The organism is Micromonospora sp. NBRC 101691 (genome assembly GCF_030269285.1).
In the GTDB taxonomy this organism is placed as follows: Bacteria; Actinomycetota; Actinomycetes; order Mycobacteriales; family Micromonosporaceae; genus Micromonospora; species Micromonospora echinospora.
Genome location: NZ_BSTB01000005.1, coordinates 265,884 through 288,890 on the forward strand (window position 1 = coordinate 265,884; position 23,007 = coordinate 288,890).

Below are 23,007 nucleotides of genomic sequence, written 5' to 3' on the forward strand. Positions count from 1 at the left end.
TCACCGCCCTCCGGGGTCCGCGATGGCCGCCCGCATGATCTGGCCGGCGATCCGGGCCGCCTCGGCGCTGCCGCCCTCGCCCGCCGACTCCAGCATGACGCATACGGCGGACACCGGCTTGCCGTCCTTGTCCAGGGCGAAGCCGATGAACCAACCGTGGTCGTCGGTGTTCTCCCCGGCCTGCGCGGTGCCGGTCTTACCACCGACGGTGTATCCGTCGATCCGGGCGTTGCGGCCGGTGCCCTCGCGCACCACGTTGACCATCATGTCCCGCAGGTCGTTGGCGACCTGACCGCTGACCGGCTGCCGGAGCTGCTTCGGGTCGGCGGTGTAGTAGTTGGTCGTCCGGTCCGGGCCGAGCAGCTGCTGGACCAGGTACGGCCGCATCTGGCTGCCGTTGTTCGCGACCGTGGCGGCGATCAGGGCACCCTGCAACGGGGTCATCCGGACGTCGAACTGACCGATCGACGACTGCGCCAGCCCGGCCGGGTCGTCACCGCCGTCCGGGTTCTTCATGTCCCCGGTGCGGCTGGCCGCGACCGGCAGTCCGGCCTCGTCGAGGTGGCCGATGGTCAGGTCCTCCTGCTCGAACCCGAACTGCCGGGCCTTCTCCTTGATCGTGTCGGCCCCGAGCCGGACGCCGAGCTTGGCGAAGCCGGTGTTGCACGACTCGGTGACCGCGTTCATCAGGGTCACCTCGTCCTCGGGGCAGATCGACGGGGCGGCGTTGCGGATCGGCGTACCGGAGGTCGGGGCGGTGTAGCTGGGGCCGGCCGGGATGGCGGTCTCCTTGGTGACGCCGTTCTCCAGCGCGGCGGCGGCCACCACGATCTTGAAGGTCGACCCGGGCGGCAACGTCTCGCCCAGCGCCCGGTTCTTCAGCGGCCCGTTCGGGTCGCCTTCCAGTTTGTTGTACGCCGCCGACGCCTCGCCACCGTTGTGGCTGGCCAGCGGGTTCGGGTCGAAGCTCGGCATGGAGACCAGGGCCTGGACCGCGCCGGTACGCGGGTCCAGCGCGATCGCCGCCCCCTTGGTCGCGCCCACCCGGTTGTCGGCCAGTTGGGTGAACGCAGTGTCCTGCGCCCGCTTGGAGACGGAGAGCAGCACGTTGCCGCCGCCGGACGGTTCGCCGGTGATCCGGAGCATGTCCCGGAACCGGTCGGCGAAGAGCTGGTCGCTGGTGCCGGCGAGGAAGTCGTCCTCGGCCCGCTCGATACCGGTGTCCCCGAGGTTGACCGGCTTGTAGCCGAGCACGTGCGCGTACTGCTCCCCGCCCGGGTAGGTGCGCAGGTACTTCAGGCTGCCGTTGGTCTCCTTGCTGGTGGCCACCGGGGTGCCGCCGGCCTCGATGTTGCCCCGCTTGCGGTCGTACTCGGCGACCTGGACCCGGCCGTTGTAGTCGCTGGTGCGGTACTCGTCGGCCTTGTACGCCTGGATCCAGTTCAGGTTGAGGAAGAGCAGACCGAACAGGATCATGACGACCACGCCGACCCGACGGAGTGGTGCGTTCACGGGCGGATCACCTCCGTAGGGGCACCGTGGAGCTGCTCGGGCGGATTGCCGCTGCCCGGTCGGGCGGCCGGCCCTCCACCGGAGACCGGACGCCGACCGGCGTCCGAGATCCGCAACAGGGTGGCGATCAGAAGCCAGTTCGCCATCAGCGAGGAACCACCGGCGGAGAGGAACGGCGTGGTCTGGCCGGTGAGCGGGATGAGCCCGCTGATCCCGCCGAGGATCACGAAGACCTGGAGGCCGAGGGTGAAGGCGAGACCGCCGGCGAGCAGCTTGCCGAACGAGTCCCGGACGGTGAGCGCGGCCCGCAGCCCGCGCTGGACGATCAGCAGGTAGACGACCAGCAGGGCGGAGAGGCCGAAGAGCCCGATCTCCTCACCGATGCCGGCGAAGATGAAGTCGTTCTGCACCTCGGGCAGCACGTCCGGGGCACCGCCGCCCGGCCCGGCCCCGAACAGGCCGCCGGTGCCGAGGGCGAGCAGCCCCTGCACCAGTTGGTAACCGTCGTTGAGCGGGTCGGCGAACGGGTCCAGCCAGATCTCGGCCCGAAGGTAGAAGTTGGCGAACGGCCCACCGACCGTGCTGCCCAGGAAGTAGGCGAGGTACGCCCCGCCGAAGAAGAGCAGCAGGCCGATGAGCAGCCAGCTCACCCGTTCGGTGGCGATGTAGAGCGTCACCACGAACATGCCGAAGTAGAGCAGCGAGGTGCCCAGGTCCTTCTCGAAGATGAGCACGAGGAGGCTGATCAGCCAGACCACGACCACCGGGCCGAGGTCCCGTCCCCGGGGGAAGTCGATGCCGAGGAACCGCCGGCTGGCCAGCGAGAGGACCTCCCGCTTGCGCACCAGGTAGTAGGCGAAGAAGACCAGCAGGGCGAGCTTGGCGAACTCACCGGGCTGGATGGAGAAGCTGCCGATCCGGATCCAGAGCTTGGCACCGTTGATCTCGGAGAACCGGCCGGGCAGCAGGGCCGGGATCATCACCAGCACGATGCCGGCGAGCCCCAGCGTGTACGCGTACCGGGAGACCGAACGGTGGTCGCGCATGAGCGCCAGCAGCGCCGCCGCGAGGATCACCGAGACGAGCGTCCAGGCCAGCTGCCGTCCGCCGGTGCCGGCGAAGATCGCCAGGTCGGCCCGTTCGGCGGCCGGCGCGTCGGCCAGGTCCAGCCGGCGCAGGAAGCCCACGCCGAGGCCGTTGAGCAGGGCCACGGCGGGCAGCAGGGCCGGGTCGGCGAAGGGCGCGAGGTAGCGGATGACCACGTGCAGCCCGAGGAAGACCACGCTGAGCGCGACCGCCGGGATCCAGAAGTCGCCGGTGACCTCGTCGAGCACGTTCGCCTCGACCATGGCCCCGTACGCGGCGACCAGCACCATGGCCACCGCGAGCAGGGACAGCTCAGCGTTACGCCGGGCACGGGCCAGGCGTACGCCGGGCTGCTCGCCCGTCGTGCCGGGCGAGACTGCCGGGGTGGCCTGGGCGGTCACGGTCGGATCCTCGGGGTCGGGCCGGCGCTCACTCGGGCGACCGACATCCCGCCGGTTCGGGGACCGACGGAACCGTATCGGTGGGCAGGGCGTCCGGGGTCGGAGTCGGGGTGGCGCTCGGCACGGCCGAGGGCGTCGGGGTGACCTGGGTGCCGGCCGCCGGGCTGGCCTGGGTCGGCGTGGGTGCCGGCGTGGTCAGGCCGGGGGTCGCGGTGGGGCTCGGCGGACAGATCGGCTTCAGGTTCGGGTTGGCCGGGTCGTCGTCGGTCAGCTCGGCCAACCGCCGGGTGGCGTCCGACTCGCTCTTGGCCTGGATGCCCTGCTTGACCCGCTCCTGGGCGGCGGGGGTGAGGTCCTCCAGGTCGGCGGCACTGGTGCGGTGGACGTTGGAGAGGTCCAGACCGGCGATCTGCCCCGGCACGCCCTGGAAGACGGCGAGCTGCCCGTTGTCCGTGGCGCCGACGTAGTACTGCCGCTGGGTGTAGCTCCAACTGGCGAAGAGGCCGCCACCGAGGATGGCGAGCAGGACGACCAGCAGCAGGGCCGTACGTACCGGCCGGTGCCGGCGGCGCTCCGGCTCGTCGTCGCGGTTCGCCGGGGGCTCCTCGGGAGCCGACGGTCGGGGCGCGTTCAGGGCCGAGGCACGGGCCGCCGGGGTGGAGACGTCGGCCGAGGTGGCCATGCCCCGGTCGCGGGCCGCCGCACCGCCGACGATCGGGCTGGCCTCGACGATGTCGTGGTCGGTGGCGTCGGCGATGATCACGGTGATGTTGTCCGGCCCGCCGCCGCGGAGCGCCAACTGCACCAGCCGCTCGACGCACTGCTGCGGGTCGGTGTACTCGCGCATGGTGTCCGCGATGGTCTCCGCGCTGACCACGCCGGAGAGGCCGTCGCTGCAGATGAGGTACCGGTCGCCGGGAAGGACCTGCCGGACGCTGTACTCCGGGTCGATGTCCCGGCCGTCCAGGGCCCGGGTGAGCAGCGAGCGCTGGGGGTGGCTGCTCGCCTCCTCGGCGCTGATCCGACCCTCGTCGACGAGCATCTGGACGTAGGTGTCGTCCTTGGTGACCTGGGCGAACTCGTTGTTACGGAGGAGGTAGGCCCGGGAGTCACCGATGTGCACCATGCCGAGCTTGGTGCCGGAGAAGAGGATGGCGGTGAGTGTCGTGCCCATCCCCTCTAGCTGGGGATTGGCGTCCACGGTGTCGCGGAGCTGCTGGTTGGCGGTGTCCACGGCCTGTCGCAGCGCGTCGACGAGCGCGTCCCCGGGGACGTCCTCGTCGAGCGGTGCCATGGCACCGATGACGATGTTGCTGGCGACGTCACCGGCGGCCATGCCGCCCATGCCGTCGGCGACGGCGAGAAGCCGCGGTCCGGCGTAGACGGAGTCCTGGTTACCGTCTCGGATCAGACCGCGGTCACTGTGGGCCGCATAGCGCAGGGTCAGAGTCATGGCCGTAATTCGAGAGAAGTGCGGCCGATCCGGATCGGCACGCCGAGGGGGACGGGGGTTGGTCCGGTGACCTTAGCGCGATCCAGATAGGTGCCGTTAGTCGAGCCGAGGTCCTCCACGAACCACTGCCCGTCGCGGGGCAGCAGCCGCGCGTGGCGTGCGGAGGCGTAGTCGTCGGTGATGACCAGGGTGGAGTCCTCCGCCCGGCCGATGGTGATCGGCGCTTCGCCCAGGGTGATCCGGGTGCCGGCGAGTTGACCGGCGGTGACCACGAGCTGGTGGGCGGCCCGCCCCCGCTTGACCTTCGCCGGCTTCGCCGCTGCCTGGTTGGTGGCGGCGCCGACCGCACGGGGCGCGGCCACCAGCCGGCCGGAGCGGGCACCCGCGAAGAGGTCCCGCCGGATCACCCCCACGACCGTGAACACGAAGATCCACAGAAGGATGAGGAACCCGAACCGGGCGACGGTGATGACGAGCTCGGGCAAGGCGGGTCAGCCGTCCACGCGGAAGGTCAGGGTGGTGGTACCGAGCTGGATCATGTCGCCCGGGTTCAGCGCGACGGCGGAGACCCGCTGGCCGTTGACCATCGTGCCGTTCGTCGAGCCGAGGTCGGTGAGCACGACCTGGCCGCCGTCGAAGTCCAGCCGGGCGTGCCGGCGGGAGATGCCGACGTCGGGCAGGCGCAGGTTGGCCTGGTCGCCCCGGCCGATCACCGTCGAGCCCATCTGGAGCGGGTAGGTGCGGCCGTCGCCGGAGACCAGCCGGACGTTGCGCGCGCCACCGTGGCCGGGGGGCGGGCCGTAGCCGCCGCCCTGGTCGTACGCCGGGTATCCGGGCGGACCGGCGTCGTAGCCGGGCGCCGACACCGGGGCCACCTCGCCACCGGTGTACACCTCGGCGGTGACCCGGAACATCCCCGTGTCCAGCCCTTCGCCGCGCTCGATCTCGACGATGACGTCGCCGTAGACCGTCCACGCCTGCTCACCGATGAACTCGGCCTGCGACTGGGCCAACTCCTGGGCGAGCGCGGCGGCGTACGGCGCCAGCCGGCTGTGGTCGTACGGCGAGAGATCGATCACGTAGCGGTTGGGCACCAGGGTGCGCCCACCAGCCAGGATCGCCTTGTGCGCCTCAGCTTCCCGCTGCATGGCGTTGAGGATCTCCACGGGGTGGACTACACCCTTGAAGACCTTGGCAAAGGCTCCCTCGACCAGGCCTTCCAGACGCTTCTCGAAGCGTTGCAGCACGCTCACCGGCTCCTCCTCGGGTCCCGAGGACATGATGGTATCCGGCCGTCGCTCGCGCAGCTCACACGCCGCTCGGCCGCCTGCTGTCGGCCCGTTCGAACGGGCCCTGATCGTCGTGCTACTCTTCTTCCCGCCACGAACGGTAACCGATCGCGGCAACGGCCGGGAGCACGTACGATGTTCGCGCCACCCCCACTGGCAACAACGAGGGCGGCACGCATTACAGTGATCCGGGTCATGCCACGGGGAAGTGGCGGAATGGCAGACGCGCACGGTTCAGGTCCGTGTGCCCGAAAGGGCGTGAGGGTTCAACTCCCTCCTTCCCCACCATAAGTCGAGGGCTCCGCAGCAGCGGGGCCCTCGCCGCGTCTACGGGGCGGCACAGACTGTCACGTTATGCTCCGGTGGTTTGTCTGCCCCCTTATGACCCGTGGAGTGGCGTGTGAGTGTCGCGGTGGTGACCGGTTCGGGCGGTCTGATCGGCTCGGAGGCGGTTCGGCACTTCGCCGGTCTCGGCCTCGACGTCGTCGGCATCGACAACGACATGCGGCAGGAGTTCTTCGGCGCCGAGGCGTCCACCGCGTGGAACGTCCGCCGGCTCGCCGACGAGCTGGGCGCGGCGTACTCGCACCACGGCATCGACATCCGGGACCGGGACGCGCTGGCGGCGCTGTTCCGCCGGTACGGCCGCGACGTGGCCGTGGTGATCCACACCGCCGCGCAGCCCTCGCACGACTGGGCGGTGCGTGATCCGTTCACCGACTTCGACGTCAACGCGGCGGGCACGCTCAACGTGCTGCAGAACGTCCGGGAACACTGCATCGACGCCCCGGTGATCCACTGCTCGACCAACAAGGTCTACGGCGACCGGCCGAACAGCCTGCCCCTGGTCGAGCGGGAGACGCGCTGGGAGATCGAGCCGGGCCACCCGTACGAGCAGGGCATCCGGGAGGACATGTCGATCGACGCCTGCCTGCACTCGATCTTCGGCGCGTCCAAGGTCGCCGCCGACGTGATGGTGCAGGAGTACGGCCGCTACTTCGACATGAGGACCGCCTGCTTCCGAGGCGGCACGCTGACCGGCCCGGCGCACTCCGCCACCGAGCTGCACGGCTTCCTGGCGTACGTGATGCGCTGCAACATGGAACGCCGGACGTACAAGATCTTCGGCTACCAGGGCAAGATGGTGCGCGACGCCATCCACAGCTCGGACGTGGTCTCGGCGTTCGAGGCGTTCTTCCGCGCCCCCCGCTCGGCGGCGGTGTACAACCTCGGCGGCGGCCGGCACTCGAACACCTCGCACCTGGAGGCGTTCGCGCTGGCCGAGCAGATCACCGGCCAGGAGATGATCACCGAGTACGTCGAGGAGAACCGGGTCGGCGACCACAAGTGGTGGATCGGGTCGAACGAGGCGTTCCAGCGGGACTACCCGGACTGGAAGCAGGTCTACGACGTACCGATGATCCTCCGCGAGATCCACGAGGCCAACGTCGAGAAGTGGGTGCCGCAGTCATGACCTCGCGCAAGCGCAACGTGCTCGGCGTCCTGGTGGACGCCACCGACTACGCCGCCGCCACCGAGGAGGTGGTCCGGGCCGCCCACGAGCGGCGGCCGCTGGCGCTCACCGCGCTGGCCGTGCACGGCGTGATGACCGGCGTCCTCGACCCGGCGCACAACGCCCGGCTGAACTCCTTCGACGTGGTCACCCCGGACGGCCAGCCGGTGCGCTGGGCGCTCAACCTGCTGCACTCCGCGGGCCTCACCGACCGGGTCTACGGCCCGCAGCTCACCCTGCACGTGCTGGCCCGCTTCGCGGCCGAGGGGCTGCCGGTCTACCTGTACGGCTCGACCGAGGAGACCCTCGGCCGCCTCATCCCGGCGCTGGAACGGATGTTCCCCGACCTGAAGCTCGCCGGGGTGGAACCGTCGAAGTTCCGTCAGGTGCAGCCGGGCGAGGACGTCGAGATCGCCGACCGGATCCGGGCCAGCGGGGCCCGGCTCGTCCTGGTCGGGCTGGGCTGCCCGCGTCAGGAGATCTTCACGTACGCCATGCGTCCGCTGCTGGACATGCCGATGATGGCGGTCGGCGCGGCCTTCGACTACCACGCCGGGCTGCTGCGCACGCCGCCGCCGTGGATGCAGCGGGCCGGGCTGGAGTGGTTCTGGCGGCTGGGGCTGGAGCCGAAGCGGCTCTGGAAGCGGTACGTCATCCTCAACCCCGCCTACCTGGGTCGGCTCGCGGCCCAGAAGACCGGCCTGTGGAAGGCCCGGCCGCCGGCACCGGCCAACGAACGCCCGTCGAGCTTCGCGGTCTGACCGACGCACACGCGAGGGGCCCCTCCGGTCGGAGGGGCCCCTGCGGTGGTGACGCCTAGACGGTCAGCGTCCAGGTGTTGATGGTGCCGCTGTCGTTGCGGAAGGCGTCCCGCACCTGGAGCTTCCAGGTGCCGTTCGCCGCCTCGCTCGACAGGTTCGTGGTGTAGGTGGCGACGACGTTGTCCGCCCCGTCGAAGAAGCTGCTGTTCTTCAGCCGGTACGCGGTGCCGTCCGGAGCGATCAGGTCGATGATCAGGTCACCCCGGAAGGTGTGCGCGATGTTCACCGCGACGGTCGAGCTGGCCGAGGCGGCCCGGTCGCAGCCGGCGATGGTGATCGAGCTGGTCGCCGTGCCCGGGTCCGGGATGGCCACGTCGGTGTCGTTGGTGACGGTGCAGCCGGTGGGCGGGTCGACGGGGCCGCCGCCACCCTCACCGACGTAGAGCAGCTTGTTCGGGGAGCCGGCGCCCGGGTTGGTCACCACGCCGTTGGTGGCGTCGTTGACCAGCTTGTCCCGGACCTGCTGCGGGCTCCAGGTCGGGTTGGCCCCGACCACCAGGGCCGCCGCGCCGACCACGTGCGGGGTCGCCATCGAGGTGCCGCTGATGTTGTTGGTGGCGGTGTCGCTGGTGTTCCAGGCCGAGACGATCGACGAGCCCGGCGCGAAGATGTCCAGGCAGGTGCCGAAGCTCGAGAACGACGACCGGGCGTCGGTGTTGGTCGTCGAGCCGACCGTGATGCCCTCGGCGGTACGGCCCGGCGAGCCGGTGCAGGCGTCGTTGTTGCTGTTGCCGGCGGCCAGACCGTAGGTCACGCCCGAGGCGATCGAGTTGCGGACCGCGGTGTCGAGCGTCGCGTTCGCGCCGCCACCGAGGCTCATGTTCGCCACGGCCGGCTTCTGCGCGTTCGCGGTCACCCAGTCCACGCCGCCGATGACCCCGGCGTTGGTGCCGCTGCCCTGGCAGTTGAGCACCTTGACGGCGACCAGGTCGACACCCTTGGCGATGCCGTACGCCGTGCCGCCGACGGTGCCGGCGACGTGCGTGCCGTGCCCGTTGCAGTCGGTGTTGTTGCTGTCGACCGTGTTGGTGCCCCAGGTCGCCCGGCCGCCGAAGTCACTGTGGGTGGTCCGGATGCCGGTGTCGATGATGTACGCCGTGACGTTGTCCGCCGTGCCGGGGTACGTGTACGAGTTGTCCAGCGGCAGCGCCCGCTGGTCGGACCGGTCCAGGCCCCAGGACGGCGTCGGCGCCTGGGTGGCGGCGATGCTGACCGTGTGGTTCTGCTCGACGTACGCGACGGCGGGGTCCGCCGCGATCCGCGCCGCGGTCTTCGCGTCGACCCGGACCTCGAAGCCGCGCAGCGCGGCGCTGTAGGTCCGGGCGACCTGACCGCCGTGCTTGCCGACCAGCCGCGTGGCGGTGTCACGCACCGTGGTCTGCGCGACCATCGCATCCTTGAACACGACGATGTAGCTGTCGGCCACGGCGGTGGCCCCGCCGGCCTTCAGGATGTTGCCGACCGGCTCGGCTGCCAGGGCCGGCGTGGCGGTCGCCGCCATCGACACGGCAGCCACCCCGACCAGAATCGACCTGCGTGGGAGACGCATCTCCCTACCTCCCCTCCGATCGGCACACCGTCCCCCCATTCGGGGAGATAGAAGATCGCCGATCAAGCTGAGGCTAGGCCGCCACCCTCGCCCAATGAAACATATCGAAGTATCCATACCGTGACCGGATGACCCCTACGGGTAATCCTTCTGACGAAACCCGGGGCGAACCGGATTCGGCGGACCGCGGAACGGGAAAGGCTGTCCGGTATGGACAGCCACCTCGTCGCCCTCCTGCCCGTCGCGGCGGTCTGGGTCGCCGCCGGCCTGGTCGCCGACGGGCTGCCCCGGCTGGACCGGGTCCACACCCTCCGTCGGCGTACCGGGTGGCTGATCGTCCTGAGCCTGTCCGGCCTCGGCCTGATGGCATCGGTCGCGCTCGTCGGCCTGGGCACCGCCGGCCCCACCCGGGCCGACCGGGCCGCCGCCGGGCTCACGCTGGCGGTGCTGCCCGCGCTGGTCGTCGCCGGCAGCACCGTACGCCGGCTGCACCGGCTCCGGGCCGGTGCCGGCGCGTTCGCCACCGCTCCCCGGGTGCCCGTGCCGCCCCGCCTGCGGGCCCACGCGGCCCATCCACTGGTCGGGCTCCCCCTCCAGGTCACCGGTCTGGCGATGGTGCCGGCCGTGGTCGCCACCGGCGGTGCCGGACCGGACGCCGGCACCCTCGCCGGTCCGGTCCTCGCCCTGGGCCTGCTCGGCATCGCGGTGATCGGGGTACGGCACGCGCTGCGGCACAGTCGACTCGCCACCCGGGCGTTGCCCGGCACCGGCGGACCGGCCACACCGGCCGCTACGGGTTCAGCGCCCGCGACCGCCACCCTGCACGTATAGCAGCTCCAGGATCGCCCGGGTCGCCTCGAACCAGCGGTCCAACCAGCCGGGCGGCGGCACGCTGCCCCGGGGCGGAAGTTCCAGCAGCAGGCCGCGCAGGAGCGGGTGATCCGCCAGCGCCTCGCTGGGCTCGACCGGCCACCCGGTCGGCGGGAACGACGGCTCGGTGAGCGGGTTGGTGTCCAACGACGGCAGGGACAGCGGCCCGGCCTGGTCGGGTGGGACGGCGCTGCCGCTCTCCCGGCTCCCCAGGTCGGGCTCGGTGGAGACCACCTCGGTCAGGACGGTGTCCCGGCGGGCGCCACGGTACTTGCCGCCGAACCGTTCCGGCTTGCCCGGCCCGTTGGTGAGGTTCTCTGATCCGATCGTCGTCATCCGTCCACCTGCCTCGCTCGGTTGCGGATCCGCCCTGGCCGACCACTCGGCCGGCCGATGACGAGAGGTACAACGAGGTGGGACGGAAGTGGCGACGGGTTCCGGGACACCGTCGCGGGACCCGGATCCACTGCGGACATGACGAGGGCGCGGCCCCCGTCCCGGCCGGTCGCCGGTGCGGGGAACCGCGCCGCACTGTCACACCGGGCGGCGGTGGAGACTCGACCGGAGCCGGTCCTCCACCGCCGCCACGCCAGGCCGTTCAGCCGCGGTCGAACGCCTCACGCCTGGTGCCGCCGACGAAGGCGAGCCAGTCACCGGGGGCGAACACCAGGGCAGGCCCGGTCGGATCCTTCGAGTCGCGGACCCCGACCGCCCCGGTCACGAACGCCACCTCCACGCAGTTGTCGCAGTTCGGCCCGCTGCGCGAGCTCTTGAACCACGATGCGTGCGTCAGGTCCGCGAGGACCCTCTTGGTCGCCATTTCCACAACGGCTCCTCTGCCAGTTCTGCGATGTGTGCGATGGACGCCTCCGGTCGCATGGCCTGGGTTCGAATCTGGTCGAAGATGTAGTTGTAGCGCTGAAGCTCGTCGCTCTTCTCGAGGAAGAGCCCGCCCGTGGCGTTCTCCGCGTACACCACATCCGGATCACCGGGCTCGGGGAAGTCGAGGATCGTGAACGAGCCGTCCATGGCCGCATGAGCCCCGACGTGGAAGGGCAGCACCTGGATGGTGACGTTCGGCAGCTCGGCCAGTTCCACCAGCCGGGCCATCTGCGCACGCATCACCTCGTCACTGCCCACCGGCCGGCTCACCACCGCCTCATCGAGCACCACCCAAAGATCGATCGGAACGTCCTGGGTCAGTAACGACTGGCGGTTGGAACGGACACGCACCCGTTGGTCCACCTCTTCGGCGGGCATGTCCGGGCGGGCGAGTTCGATCATGGCTTTGGCGTAGTCGGCGGTCTGGAGCAGCCCCGGCACCACCTGCTGCTCGTACGCCCGCATGGACCCGGCGGCGTCCTCCAGCCCGACGTACGCCCCGGAGAGCACCGAACTGTACGGGTGCCACCAGCCCCGCTGGCGCGCCTCCCGGGCGATCTGCACCAGTTCCTCGCTCTCGGCCTCCGACACCCCGTAGATCGCGAGCATGTCCCGCACGTCGCGTGGGGTGACCGAGGTGTGGCCGGTCTCGATGCGCGAGACCTTCGACGCCGAGCACTCCAACCGGTCGGCCACCGCCTCGATGGTGATCCCCGCACCCTCCCGCAACCGGCGCAGTTCCGCGCCGAGCCGCCGACGCCGGATCGTGGGACTCCGGCGCTCACTCACCGGGTCGCCCCCTCTCCCACTGCCGTACGCCCCGCCGACTCGCTCCGTCGACGCGGTGTCCCGGTCCACGTCGTACGGCGTCGGGGCTCGCAAGCACTTCTCGCGCTCACCGGGGTACCTCCGGTCGATCGCGCCCGCACTGGCTCGCCCGCCGAGGGCGCGACCGTCGACCGGCGGGCGATCGTTCGCGGCAGGGGATGGTTGCGGTCATCAGCCGGCCGCGGCGGCAAAAAACCGGCGTCCAGTGTGCCGGTTCCCTGACCACGGCATCAAGCGTCGACGATCGAGGGCGCCCCGGCGGTCCGAGCGTTCAGGTATTGGCAAAAGTCGACGTGCAACTTGCATGTCTCCGGCCACTGGTGCAGTCTGTCCGCATGGCTCGGGTTACTCACCGTTTCGATCTGGCTCCGCAGCGCGGTCGATGCGTCGCGGACGGACGAGACGGATCCCACCCGACCAGGACAAACAGAACCGCCTCCGGGGTTAGGACCTCGCCGCTGGACGCCTGTCGGCTTCGGCGGCGGGAGCGGTAACCGGAAGCACCCGGGTGTTGGTCGGGCGCGAGTCGCCACCGCGAATCGGCCCGACCAGCCCACCTCACCATGCCGGTCCGCCCCAGCGGCACCACCGCGTCCGGGCCGGCCTCCCGTTCATGCCTCCCCGCCGGCCCGTTCGCCGGCCGATCCCTCACAGGAGCCGATGTGCTTCCCCGCTCTGGTGACGTACTGCACGTGACTCGTGCGGCGAGTGTGCAGTTTCGCCGGTCGATTCTGTTCCGCGTGATCCGTGTGTTGGACTGGCCCGCCTTCGACGGCTGGCTCTGGCTCGACGGCTACGAACTGAACGCGGCGGGGGACGCGGTCAGCCGAAGGTCGATCTTCGTGCAGCGCGCCGGCCTGGTGCGGGTGCAGGCCGCGCCCGACCCCCGGCCGCACACCGTCCGGACCGCCCGACGGCCAGCGGCCCGGACCCCGGTCCGGGTGGGCTGAGCTGCGCGTTTCCGGGGTACGGGATGGGCAGCGCCGATAGACTGGACGGGCCCACCCCGGCAGGTGGAACCCCGCACGTCCCGGACCCTGACCCTGGGATGACCATGCTGAACCGCACCGCTGTCCGTCGACGTTCCCTGTCCCACGTCAGCTACACCGTCGGCCTGCTCGTCCTGATCGGCACCGTGACCGCGCTCGTGGTCGTGGTCCGGGTCCCGGCCCACTCCACCACCCGACCGACCGCCCCGCCGGTTCCGTCCGCGTACGGCGTACCCCCGGCGGTCGACGGCGGACACCTCGACCCGAAGGGCAGTCGGCCCGGGACGGGTGGGGGGCAACGGATGGACGCCTCCTTCCCGGCCGTCGGCTCGGAGCCGCCGGACGGCCCGGCCACCGGGCCCAGCCCCCTGGCTCGGGCACGGGACGCCGGACCGGGCGCGCCGGGCGACGCGGCGGAGACCCTCCACCGCTCCCTGGTCCTCTCCGGTCTGCTCGGGCTGACCATCTCGCTGACCGGCCTGGTCATGGTGGGGTCGCGCCGCCGGATGTGGTGACCGCCCGGCCGGTCGCGCCGGCGGTCGGAGTGCGGCTGGCCCTCGGTGTGGGAGTCGGCGTCCGGTCCGGCGTCGGCGAGGCACCCGACGGACGGGACGGCCCGCCCCCCTCGGAGACGACCAGGGTGACGTCCGTACCGACCGGCACGCGTTCGCCCGCCCGCGGCTCGGTCCCGATCACCGTCCCGGACGGCCGGTCCGATCGGCGCAACTCCGACCGGTACCCCAGTCCCAACCGGTCCAGCGTGGCCTCGGCCACCGACCGGGGCCGCCCCACCAGGTCCGGCATGGGAACCCGGGCCGGACTGGTCGCCGCCCGGGTGCCCGACGGCGTCGTCGGTCCGGCCGTCGTCGGCACCGCGCTGGGTGAGGGTAACGGCGCCGGCGGGGCCGTTCCGCTCCGGACGATCAGCCACAGGCCGACACCCAGCATGGCGAGGACGGCCAGCGCCACCGAGGCGACCAGGATCGGCATCCACCATCGTCGGTCGCCCGGCTCCTCGACGTACCACTCGCCCGGGGCCTCCGGGTGCCGGGCCGACCTCGGCGGCGGAACCTCGGCCCGACCGGACCAGGCGGCGGTCGGCGGTCGCGCCCGGACCGGTCCCCCGGCGAACGTCGACGGTCCCGCCATCGACTCCCGGTGCCCCGCCGGTGCCCCCTCCGTGCCGTTGCGACGACGCCCCGGGGGGCCGTCCGACGGTCGTGAACCATTCTCGGGGACCTTCCCGGTCCACGGCTCCTGACGGTCGTCGCCCATGGCACGTCCTTCCCGGCGGGGCGGGACATCCGGCCCGCAACACCTCGAACTAACTGCTTAACGCCGACAAGTCGCGAAAGGTGGGGGTACGACAGGTCGCCGGACGGGCCGCGGGACGTTACGCTGCCCGGCATGGCCGTACGGGGCTGGGGAGGAACGCCGGCGACCGCGTTCGGTATCGCCGCCGGTACGGGTGCCGCCCAACTCGGCTTCGGGTACGGGCTGGGCATCATCAGCTGGACGCCCCCGGACCCGGGAGCCGGCGGAGCGCCCGCGACGCTCTGGGCGGCGAGCCTGGGCTGGGCCACCTGGATCGCGGCCACCTCGACCATCGCCGGAGCGGTCGGGGCGGGCCGCCTGGCCCGACGGCCCACCGCCGGTGCCCATGCCCGGAACCGCCGTCGTCCGGGCGGGGTCCTGTCCGCCCTGGCCGCCGCTCTCGGCGCGCTGGTCACCGTGCTGCTCGTGGCGGTACCGGCCCGCGCCGCCGTCCTGACCGACACGACCACGCCGCAGACCATGGCCGCCGCGTACACCGGGGCGGGTCTGCTGGTCGGGTTCCTCGTCGCGATCTGGGCCCAACGCTCGCCCCCGGCGGCGGCCAACATCTTCGCCAGCATCGGCTGGCTCTGGACGCTCGCGGTGGTCGCGGTCGTCGACGGGGTGCTCGCGGGTCGCGGGATGGCCAGCGCCCAACTCGGGTTCTGGCAGCCCGCCACCGACCGGCCGGGCATCCTCGCCGGTGACCACCTCTCCTGGCTGGCGGTGGTGCTGTCGCTCGGCTCGGCCCTGGTCGTCGGCGCGCTGGCGGCGCGGCGGGCCGCCCGGTCGACGTACCGACGCGTCGGGGCGGCGGCCTCCGGGGCGGCGGGGCCGCTCCTGGTCGCCGTCGCCTACCTGCTGACCGTCCCCCGACTGCCCGAACTGCGCGCCGAGCAACTCACCGCGCAGTTCGTCGCCGCGTACGCGGTGGTCACCGGCATCGCCGGCTCGGTCCTGGTCGCCGCCCTGGCCCAGCGACGGGACGCGGCAACCAGCCCCGCGAGCGCCGACGCGACCGGTGCCACGGCTGCCGACGTCGCAACGACCGATGCCGTGGCCACCATCGACGCGACCGCTGTCGAGGTGGGCACCACGTCGGCAGAGGGTGTCGAGACGTCTCCGGTCGCCGGCACCGCGCTTCCCGCCGACGGCGCAACTCCGGGCAGCTCTGCTCCGGATGCCGCCGAGGTCGACGCCAGTGCCACCGGGGCCGGAGCGGGCGCCCCCGCCGACCCGGCTGCCGACGCCGGCCCGCCGCGCCGTCGTGCCAACCGGTCGACGTCGAGAGTGCCCCGGCAGCGCCGGGAGGAGCCGACCACGGACGCGGAGTCCGGCACCGGGACGACCGGGCCGACCGACGCCCCCGACGGGTCCGTCGTCGAACCCGGTCCGGCCGGACCGGACGACGACTCCCGAACCTCACCCGCCGCCGGAGCGGCTACGGAGCCCCGGGCGCGGGGCCGCCGGGCCGCGGCCCGGCGGCCCCGCGACTGACCGGCGGCCTCAGTCGACCGGCCAGGTGTGCACCGGCTCGTTGGTGCGTTGCAGTTCGGCGTAGCGCCGGACCATGTGGTGCAGGGCCGCGTCGCGGTCCATGCCCCGGTGCCGCTCCGCCGCCCAGACCGTCTCGGTCTGCCAGACCGCACCGTTACGGCCGGTCCGGCAGCGCTGCTCGATGATGCCGAGCAGCCGGTCGCGCTCCGCCGGCTCGACACCGAACCGGTCCAGGCCGGTTGCCGCCTTCGGCAGCAGCACGTCGAGCACCAGCTGGCTCACCGGCACCTCGCCCAGGCGTGGCCAGTGCAGCACCGCGCCCATGCCGCGCCGCGCGGCGGCGTGGAAGTTCTCCTCGGCCGAGCTGAACGTGAGCTGGCTCCAGATGGGACGGTCGGACTCGGCGAGGCCGCGGGCGAGCCCGAAGTAGAAGGCGGCGTTGGCCAGCATGTCCACCACCGTGGGACCGGCGGGCAGCACCCGGTTCTCGACCCGTAGGTGTGGCCGGCCGTCCATGATGTCGTACACCGGGCGGTTCCAGCGGTAGACGGTGCCGTTGTGCAGCCGCAGCTCGCTCAGCTCGGGGACCCCACCGGTGTGCAGCACGTCGACCGGGTCCTCGTCGTCGCAGATCGGCAGCAGCGGCGGAAAGTACCGGACGTTCTCCTCGAACAGGTCGAAGATCGAGGTCACCCACCGTTCACCGAACCACACCCGGGGGCGTACCCCCTGGGCCTTCAGTTCGTCCGGCCGGGTGTCGGTGGCCTGCTCGAAGAGGGCGATCCTGGTCTCCGCCCACAGTTGGCGGCCGTACAGGTAGGGCGAGTTCGCCCCGACCGCGACCTGGACCCCGGCGATGGCCTGGGAGGCGTTCCAGTAGTCGGCGAAGCTGTCCGGGGCGACCTGGAGGTGGAACTGGAGGCTGGTGCAGGCCGCCTCCGGGGCGATCGAGTCGGTGTGGGTCTGCAACCGCTCCACACCCCGGATGTCGAGTTCGATGTCCTCGCCCCGGGCCCCCACGATCTGGGCGTTGAGCACCCGGTAGCGCTCGTCGGTGGAGAGATTGTCGGCCACCAGGTGCCGCTCGGTCAGGGTCGGCAGGATCCCGACCATGACGATGGTGGCGTCGGATGCCGCCGCCCGTTCACCGGCCCGGTCCAGGCTGCCCCGCAGGTCCTTCTCGTACTCGGTGAAGCCCTGCCCGCCGATCAGCCGGGGGTTGGCGTTGAGTTCCAGGTTGAAGCGGCCCAGCTCGGTCTGGAACAGCGGGTCGGCGATGTCGGCGAGGATCTGGTCGTTCCGCATCGCCGGCTCCGCCGCCGAGTCGACCAGGTTGAGTTCGATCTCCAGTCCGGTCATCGGACGGTCCGCGTCGAAGCCGAAGTCGTCGAGCATCAGCGCGAACACGTCCAGACATCGTCGGACCTTCTGCCGGTAGCGGACCCGGTCCTCTCGGGAGAAGGCGCCCTGCGCGACGTCTCTGCCCATCTGTCCTCCCGGCGCGAGGCGCAGTCGACCCGGTCCGAGGGACGGCCGGCGACGGCGCGTTGTGAAGTTCCACGTTAGGAGCGCTGCCCACACCGGCACCAGCGGTTGCGACCCGTGATCGGCACGGGTCGCCGCCCTGGCCCGGCGGGAAGGCGTCCGCCGTATCCCTACCCGGTTCCGGTCGGTACGGCACAGGACGATCAACGAACAACCCGTGACAAATCGCACCCGCCCCGCCGCACCTTACCCGGCCCTCCGGTACGGTCACCCTACCGCCTATTCACGGACATTGATGCCTTGGAGTCGCCCGAGAGGTTCCGCCCGGTCGCACCCGACCAGCGAAACACGATCCACTTGTGACCTTGGTCCAGCATGGTGGTGTCGCGCGACGAAATGGCCGCCCCCGGGCGTCCAGCGGGGTGCCGACGCTCGGATCGCCAGCCCGACCGCCCGGCCAGTTAATTGCATTAACAGCTATCCGCTACACAAAATTCTCCTAGTCAATGACTGATAGGATGCCCGAGTGACCAAGAACGTCTTCGACGACCCCCGGATCACCGCCGTCGGCCTTCTCGTCGAGGCACATGCCGGCCTGTCGACCCGATTCGCCACGCAATACGAGGAAAACGGCCTTTCCGCTGTCGAATTCGAAGTGCTCACCCGACTCGCCCGGTCCCCGGGAAACCAGCTGAGGATGACCGATCTGGCCGCACAGACCTCGCTGTCGACCAGCGGTGTGACCCGGGTGGTGGACCGCATGGAACGGGACGGTCTGCTCTGCCGCCGGGCCTGCCCCTCCGATCGTCGCAGCTCGTACGCGGTGGTGACCCGGTCGGGCCTGGACCGGCTCAACGAGACCCTGCCCGGCCATTTGAAGATCATCGAGCAGTGGTTCACCGGTCAGCTCGAACCGCAGGAACTGGAGGCGCTGCTGCACGCCCTCCGCAAGGTCCGCGACGCGGTGCACCCGGGTGCCATCGCAGGCAGCCAGGCCGCCGATACCGGCAACGAGGAAACGGCGGATTCGGAGCATTCCGTCGTCCGTTCCGGGCGGCGGCGCTAGCGGAACTGCGGCGGTCGCACGGTCGGTGGCAGCGGGGGCGCGCACCGGCAGAACGACCGGCAGAATTGACCGACGCCCACCATGTTCCCGGAGGAAATGGACAACCGCGTCGAAGGGTGCCCGCTAACCTTCCCTCAGCGGGGATACCGGGGGGTGACGGCGCGAGCGATGAGCGAGGGGTAGCACCACAAAGGGGGCTTCTTCGCTCGCGCCTTCCCGGACGACCACCGACCACGGACACCACCCGACACCACCCGACACCACCCGACGACCGGACACCGGACGGGCCGGCAGCGGGCCCAGGTTCAGTAACGGGCCACCGTCAGGGCGTAGAGCAGAGCCTCCTCCTGCGGCAGCAGCCGGATCCCGCCCTCCTGACAGACCGCGTCGAGCCGGTCGAGCAGTGCGCCGTCGGCGGTGCTCGCCGCCAGCCCGACCAGCGCCTCCACGGCACCGCGCCGGCCCCGGCCGACCGCCTCCGCCGCCGCCGCGAACCACTCCGCCGCCACGTCCCGGTCGCCCCGGTGCAGCGCGATGGTCGCCTCCAGGAGCGCGGAGAAGCCGTCCTCGACGCGGTCGGGACCCCACTGCGCCGGGACGGTCGCCCGGAGTTCCGCCAGCACCTCGCCCGCCTCGGCGAACCGCCCGTCCTGCGCGAGCGCGAGCCCCACCGTGCCCAGCGCGCGGCGGCGGTGCCCCGGCTCGCCGAGTTCCACGAGCGCCGCGAGAGCCCGCCGCCCGTGCTCGACCGCGTCGGCGTACCGGCCCTCCAGTCGGGCCACCTCGGCCAGGTCCGTCCGGGCCAGCACCCGGATCCGCTGCTCTCCGCACTGACCCGCCAACCGGTCCACGGCAGCCAGCCGTCGCCGTGCCCCGGCCAGGTCACCGAACCGGACGTCGTGCCAGGCCAGGCTGCGCTGGGCGACGGCCATGTCACGTGGCCGGTCGTGTCGCCGGGCCATCGCCAGCGTGGCCTCCGCCTCTTCGCGGGCCTCGTCGTGCGCACCGACGCTGATCAGGAGCGTGCAGAGGACGCCCCGCGCGTCCAGCTCCCCGGCCACGTCGCCGAGGCTTCGGAAGACCGCGAGCGCGTCCCGGGCCGCCGGGACGTCCACCGGGTCGACACCGTGCACGGCGGTGAGCCGGGCCAGCGCGAGCGCCGCCGACGCCCGTACCGCCGGTTCCGCGTCGGCGGTGCGCGGATCGGCCAGCAGCCGGCGCAGCCACTGCCGCCCCGCCCCGTCCCGCCCGCGCAGTCGCAGCCAGCGGGACAGACCCGCGGCCAGACGAAGGGCGGTGTGCGGGTCGTCGCCGGAGGCGTGGGTGAGGGCGGCCACGATGTCACTGGTCAGCTCGTCGAGCCGGTGCAACGCACCGATCATCGTGGGGCCGGTCAGCTCCGGTTCGGCACGGGCCACCAGCCGCAGGACGATCTGCGCGTGCCGGCGGCGCACGTCGGTCTCCTCGCCGGCGGCCACCAGCTGCTCGCTGGCGAAGTCCCGCACCGCGTCGAGCAGCCGGAACCGGAGCGACCCGGTGCCCCGGACGCTCAGCAGGCCGAGTTCGAGGAGACGGTCGAGCAACGGGACCGGGTCGGCGGCCGGCTCCGTGCCGTCCCCGGCGAGCATCTCCTCGGCCAGCCCGACGGACCACCGGTTGCGGAACGCGGCGAGGCGGCGCAGTGCCGCCCGCTCGTCCGGCGCCAGCAGGCGGTAGCTGGTGGCGACCGCCTCCCGCAGGGTCACCGCGACCGCCGCTCCGGGGTGCGGTGGGGGCGCCAGGTCGAGGACCCGGTCGCCGTACCGGTCGAGCAGTTCGTTCAGGTCGAGGATCCGGCCCCGGGCCGCCATCAGCTCGATGGCCAGCGGCAGGCCGCCCAGTCGACGGACCAGGGCGGCGAGGGCGGGCAACTCCTCCGGGGCGGGTGGCTCCCGGCGCACCTGCGCCAGGCGGGTGGTGAAGAGCCGTACCGCCGGATAGCCGGCCAGGACCTCTGGTTCCGAGCCGGTCTTGTCGTCCGGGGGCACGTCGAGCGGGGGCACCGGCCAGACCCGCTCACCGGGCAGGCCGACCGGGTGCCGGCCGGTGGCGAGCACCCGCAGCTCGGGCAGGGCCCGGGTCAGCTGGTCCAGGGCCTCGGCCACCGCCTCCGGCGCCCGTTCCACCGCATCCACCAGCAGGAGAGCCGGAACGCCGGTGAGCCGGGCGACGAGGTCGGCCGGGCCGGTGACGCCGAAGACCGCCGCCGCCGCGGAGAGCACGCAACCGGCGTCGGAACCCTCACCGACCAGTACGCCGGCGATTCCGCCGGGGTACCGGTCGGCCACCTGCCGGGTGACCGCCAGGGCGAGTGCGGACTTCCCGACCCCGGCCAGTCCCACCAGACTCACCAACGAGGTCCGGTCACGGCACAGCAGCCGGGTCAGCTCGGTGAGGTCGTGGGCCCGACCGATCAGGTCGACCGGGGGCGGCAGGTCCACGGACAGTCCGCAGAGCGGGTCGGTCTCCTCGGCCCCGGAGCGGGCCACCGGCACGGAGGGCGTCGGGGCGACCGCGGCCGGAGCGGTCCCGGCCGGCGGGAGCACGGTGGCCGACGGGGCGGCCTGTTCCGACGGTTCGGCCGGCACGCGGCCACGGGCGGCGGCGCGGAAGGCGGCCCGATCCGGACCGCTCAGCGCCAGGGCCTCGGCGAGCAGGTCGACGGTGGTCCGCTGGGGTCGTGACGACCGGCCCCGCTCCAGGTCACGAACGGTGCGTACGCCGATTCCGGCCCGGGTCGCCAGCTCGGCCTGGGTGAGGCCGGCGGCGAGCCGGTGCCCGCGCAGCAGTGCCGGCAGGACGGCGTCCCCGGCCGAACTCCGCGAACGACCATGATCGGGAGTCATGGGCAGGAAGAGTACGGACAGGGTGCGACGTTCGACAGCCGACCGTCGTGCTGCCGACCGAGGGTCACCGGATATCCGACAGTGGAACTGATCTGATCAGCGGAGGTCTCGGACCGACCACCTGTTGATCATCGCTCCCGGCGTACCCAGGATACTGCTCATGGTGATCGAGAGCCGCGGTGGCCGGCACCGGTTGCCGGGTGGGTTGAGCACGTGGTGGGGCCGGTGGCTGACGGTCCGTCGCTCCGGCACGGTCTGGTTCGCCGCCTGGCTGGTCGCGCTGCTGGCGGTCGTCCCCGTCACCGCGCCGGTCGTCGTCGGCGTCGGCCTCCTCTCGTGGGTCGCCGCACGCGTCGCCCCGCGCGGCGCGGCCGTCGGCCGGCCGGACCGGCCCGAGTTGTACGCGCTGGTCGAGCAGGTCGCCGCCGGACTCGGCACCCGCCCACCGGACCGGGTGTGGCTGACCGCCGAGCCGGTGGTCGCCGCCGAGGTCGTCGCCGGTCGCTCGCACCTGTCGATCGGACTGCCCCTGCTCGACTGCCTCACGCCGGCGCGGCTGCGGGCGCTGGTCGGGTACCAGCTCGCGCTTCTGCGCCACCGGCATCCCGGACTCGTGATCGACCTGCTGGCCGTCTGGTCCGACAGCGTGCGGGAGGAGGCCGGCGCACAGGGACGGCGGCAGAGCCGGGCCGCCGCGCTGCGGACACGGTTGGACGCCTTCGCCGCCGAGGTCCAGCGCACCGCCGACGAGGCGGCCGTGGCCGCCGCCGGTGACGCCGACCTCGCGGCCGGGGCCTTCACGCTGGCCGACATGGTCGCCGACGAGTACGACGACTTCCTCACCGACTCGGGGGTGCCGGAGCGCCGCTGGTGGCGGCTGTACGAGGTGTCCGTCAGCGACGTCGCGGACGGTTGGCGACGGATGCTCTCCGAGGGGCCGGACCGGGCCGACTGGGACGGGGACGACGCGGCGCTCCTGGCCCGGCTGCATCCCCGGCTCGGGAGCCCGCTGACCGCCCTCGGCATCTCACCGCCGTCGGTCCGGCCCGCTCCCGACGCCGTGCCGGTGGCTCCGCTGACGCGACGCGAACAGCGTCGTACGGTACGCCGACTGCGCGGCATCCCGTACCCGCAGTACATCCGCTGGACGACCTTCGAGGAGGCGCCGACGTCCTGGTGGCGACGGCGGGCACGACAGGACGCCCAGGGCGTACGGGCGGCCGTCGCCGCCGTGCTCGGTCGGGAACCGGTCGACGACGTCGAGGTCACCGAGGTGGTCTGGAGCCGGCCCCGGGAGGTGCTGGCCGCGGCGCTGGACGTTCCCGTCACGGATCTGTCGGAGGAGCCGGCAGACCCTACCGGTGTCGACGATCCACCCGAAGCCCTGGTGTGGCTGGTCGAGGAGAACCTGCTGCGGCGCGGCTGGCGACTGGAGCACCCGGCCGTGCGCGGGGTGCTGCGCGGCCCGACGGGGGAACGGGTCTCCGCGTGGGACGTGCTCGCGGCGACGCGCCGGGACCCGGCCGCCCTGCGGCGCTGGTACGCATCCGACAGCGGCGGCCGGTAG

General features: G+C 72.3%; 20 protein-coding genes and 1 tRNA gene. 9 read left to right on the plus strand and 12 right to left on the minus strand.

Translation table 11 applies throughout. The features are described from left to right. The 5 genes from QSK20_RS11835 to QSK20_RS11855 are packed head-to-tail and all read right to left on the minus strand — an operon-like array spanning nt 1 to nt 5,732. The gene (locus QSK20_RS11835) at nt 1–1,512 is read right to left on the minus strand and encodes a peptidoglycan D,D-transpeptidase FtsI family protein (protein ID WP_285788629.1); all 1,512 of its coding nucleotides are present in this window, start codon (nt 1,510–1,512) and stop codon (nt 1–3) included. Then, nucleotides 1,509–2,999, minus strand: a complete 1,491-nt coding sequence (locus QSK20_RS11840; protein WP_502888883.1) for an FtsW/RodA/SpoVE family cell cycle protein — start codon at nt 2,997–2,999, stop codon at nt 1,509–1,511. Before QSK20_RS11840 ends, QSK20_RS11835 begins: the two co-directional genes overlap by 4 nt. Nucleotides 3,000–3,027: 28 nt before the next feature. Continuing rightward, nucleotides 3,028–4,452, minus strand: a complete 1,425-nt coding sequence (locus QSK20_RS11845; protein ID WP_285788630.1) for a PP2C family protein-serine/threonine phosphatase — start codon at nt 4,450–4,452, stop codon at nt 3,028–3,030. Continuing rightward, a complete protein-coding gene (locus tag QSK20_RS11850; protein ID WP_088981322.1) occupies nt 4,449–4,937 on the minus strand; it encodes an FHA domain-containing protein FhaB/FipA in 489 nt (162 codons plus the stop codon). Before QSK20_RS11850 ends, QSK20_RS11845 begins: the two co-directional genes overlap by 4 nt. Before the next feature lie 6 nt (nt 4,938–4,943). Further along, nucleotides 4,944–5,732 carry an FHA domain-containing protein gene (locus QSK20_RS11855; RefSeq protein ID WP_088981323.1) on the minus strand — a complete coding sequence of 263 codons (789 nt, stop codon included), beginning with the start codon at nt 5,730–5,732 and terminating at the stop codon, nt 4,944–4,946. Between the two features lie 211 nt (nt 5,733–5,943). Between QSK20_RS11855 and QSK20_RS11860 the strand changes: the two genes are divergently transcribed. The 3 genes from QSK20_RS11860 to QSK20_RS11870 all read left to right on the plus strand — a co-directional run bounded on the left by QSK20_RS11860 (nt 5,944) and on the right by QSK20_RS11870 (nt 8,015). After that, nucleotides 5,944–6,029 (plus strand) — tRNA-Leu (locus QSK20_RS11860). Between the two features lie 112 nt (nt 6,030–6,141). Then, nucleotides 6,142–7,215: an NAD-dependent epimerase/dehydratase family protein gene (locus QSK20_RS11865; RefSeq protein ID WP_285788631.1), complete on the plus strand. Its 1,074-nt coding sequence runs from the start codon at nt 6,142–6,144 to the stop codon at nt 7,213–7,215. Further along, nucleotides 7,212–8,015, plus strand: a complete 804-nt coding sequence (locus QSK20_RS11870; protein ID WP_285788632.1) for a WecB/TagA/CpsF family glycosyltransferase — start codon at nt 7,212–7,214, stop codon at nt 8,013–8,015. Before QSK20_RS11865 ends, QSK20_RS11870 begins: the two co-directional genes overlap by 4 nt. Before the next feature lie 55 nt (nt 8,016–8,070). Here the strand turns inward: QSK20_RS11870 and QSK20_RS11875 are convergent, their stop codons facing one another. Then, nucleotides 8,071–9,624 (minus strand): S8 family peptidase, encoded by a 1,554-nt coding sequence (locus QSK20_RS11875; RefSeq protein WP_285788633.1) that lies wholly within the window; start codon nt 9,622–9,624, stop codon nt 8,071–8,073. A gap of 210 nt (nt 9,625–9,834) precedes the next feature. On the opposite strand from QSK20_RS11875, the gene QSK20_RS11880 reads away from it, so the two are divergent. Next, entirely contained in the window at nt 9,835–10,455 is a 621-nt protein-coding gene (locus QSK20_RS11880; protein WP_285788634.1) for a hypothetical protein, read from the plus strand. Here QSK20_RS11880 and QSK20_RS11885 read toward each other — a convergent pair. The 3 genes from QSK20_RS11885 to QSK20_RS11895 form a co-directional block, all read right to left on the minus strand. Then, nucleotides 10,423–10,830: a hypothetical protein gene (locus QSK20_RS11885; protein ID WP_285788635.1), complete on the minus strand. Its 408-nt coding sequence runs from the start codon at nt 10,828–10,830 to the stop codon at nt 10,423–10,425. The genes QSK20_RS11880 and QSK20_RS11885 overlap by 33 nt on opposite strands. A gap of 262 nt (nt 10,831–11,092) precedes the next feature. Beyond that, nucleotides 11,093–11,314, minus strand: a complete 222-nt coding sequence (locus QSK20_RS11890) for a DUF397 domain-containing protein (RefSeq protein ID WP_285788636.1) — start codon at nt 11,312–11,314, stop codon at nt 11,093–11,095. Beyond that, nucleotides 11,284–12,165, minus strand: a complete 882-nt coding sequence (locus QSK20_RS11895; protein WP_285788637.1) for a helix-turn-helix domain-containing protein — start codon at nt 12,163–12,165, stop codon at nt 11,284–11,286. The genes QSK20_RS11890 and QSK20_RS11895 overlap by 31 nt, the downstream gene beginning before the upstream one ends. A 701-nt stretch (nt 12,166–12,866) precedes the next feature. Here QSK20_RS11895 and QSK20_RS11900 point away from each other — a divergent pair. Both QSK20_RS11900 and QSK20_RS11905 read left to right on the plus strand, forming a co-directional pair. Next, nucleotides 12,867–13,154: a hypothetical protein gene (locus QSK20_RS11900; RefSeq protein WP_285788638.1), complete on the plus strand. Its 288-nt coding sequence runs from the start codon at nt 12,867–12,869 to the stop codon at nt 13,152–13,154. 98 nt (nt 13,155–13,252) lie between these two features. After that, nucleotides 13,253–13,708: a hypothetical protein gene (locus tag QSK20_RS11905; RefSeq protein WP_285788639.1), complete on the plus strand. Its 456-nt coding sequence runs from the start codon at nt 13,253–13,255 to the stop codon at nt 13,706–13,708. Here the strand turns inward: QSK20_RS11905 and QSK20_RS11910 are convergent. Then, nucleotides 13,677–14,468 (minus strand): PASTA domain-containing protein, encoded by a 792-nt coding sequence (locus QSK20_RS11910; protein WP_285788640.1) that lies wholly within the window; start codon nt 14,466–14,468, stop codon nt 13,677–13,679. The two genes, QSK20_RS11905 and QSK20_RS11910, sit on opposite strands and share 32 nt — an antisense overlap. 132 nt (nt 14,469–14,600) lie before the next feature. On the opposite strand from QSK20_RS11910, the gene QSK20_RS11915 reads away from it, so the two are divergent. Next, nucleotides 14,601–16,004, plus strand: coding sequence for a hypothetical protein (locus QSK20_RS11915; protein ID WP_285788641.1), 1,404 nt, complete (start codon nt 14,601–14,603; stop codon nt 16,002–16,004). Nucleotides 16,005–16,013: 9 nt separating this feature from the next. Here the strand turns inward: QSK20_RS11915 and QSK20_RS11920 are convergent, their stop codons facing one another. After that, a complete protein-coding gene (locus QSK20_RS11920) occupies nt 16,014–17,492 on the minus strand; it encodes a glutamate-cysteine ligase family protein (protein WP_285788642.1) in 1,479 nt (492 codons plus the stop codon). A 523-nt stretch (nt 17,493–18,015) separates the two neighbouring features. On the opposite strand from QSK20_RS11920, the gene QSK20_RS11925 reads away from it, so the two are divergent. Continuing rightward, a complete protein-coding gene (locus tag QSK20_RS11925; RefSeq protein ID WP_285788643.1) occupies nt 18,016–18,555 on the plus strand; it encodes a MarR family winged helix-turn-helix transcriptional regulator in 540 nt (179 codons plus the stop codon). 305 nt (nt 18,556–18,860) lie between these two features. On the opposite strand, the gene QSK20_RS11930 is transcribed toward QSK20_RS11925, so the two are convergent. After that, nucleotides 18,861–21,440, minus strand: a complete 2,580-nt coding sequence (locus QSK20_RS11930; protein WP_285788644.1) for an ATP-binding protein — start codon at nt 21,438–21,440, stop codon at nt 18,861–18,863. 160 nt (nt 21,441–21,600) lie between these two features. On the opposite strand from QSK20_RS11930, the gene QSK20_RS11935 reads away from it, so the two are divergent. After that, on the plus strand, nt 21,601–23,007 hold the full coding sequence (locus tag QSK20_RS11935; RefSeq protein WP_285788645.1) for a M48 family metallopeptidase: 1,407 nt from the start codon (nt 21,601–21,603) through the stop codon (nt 23,005–23,007).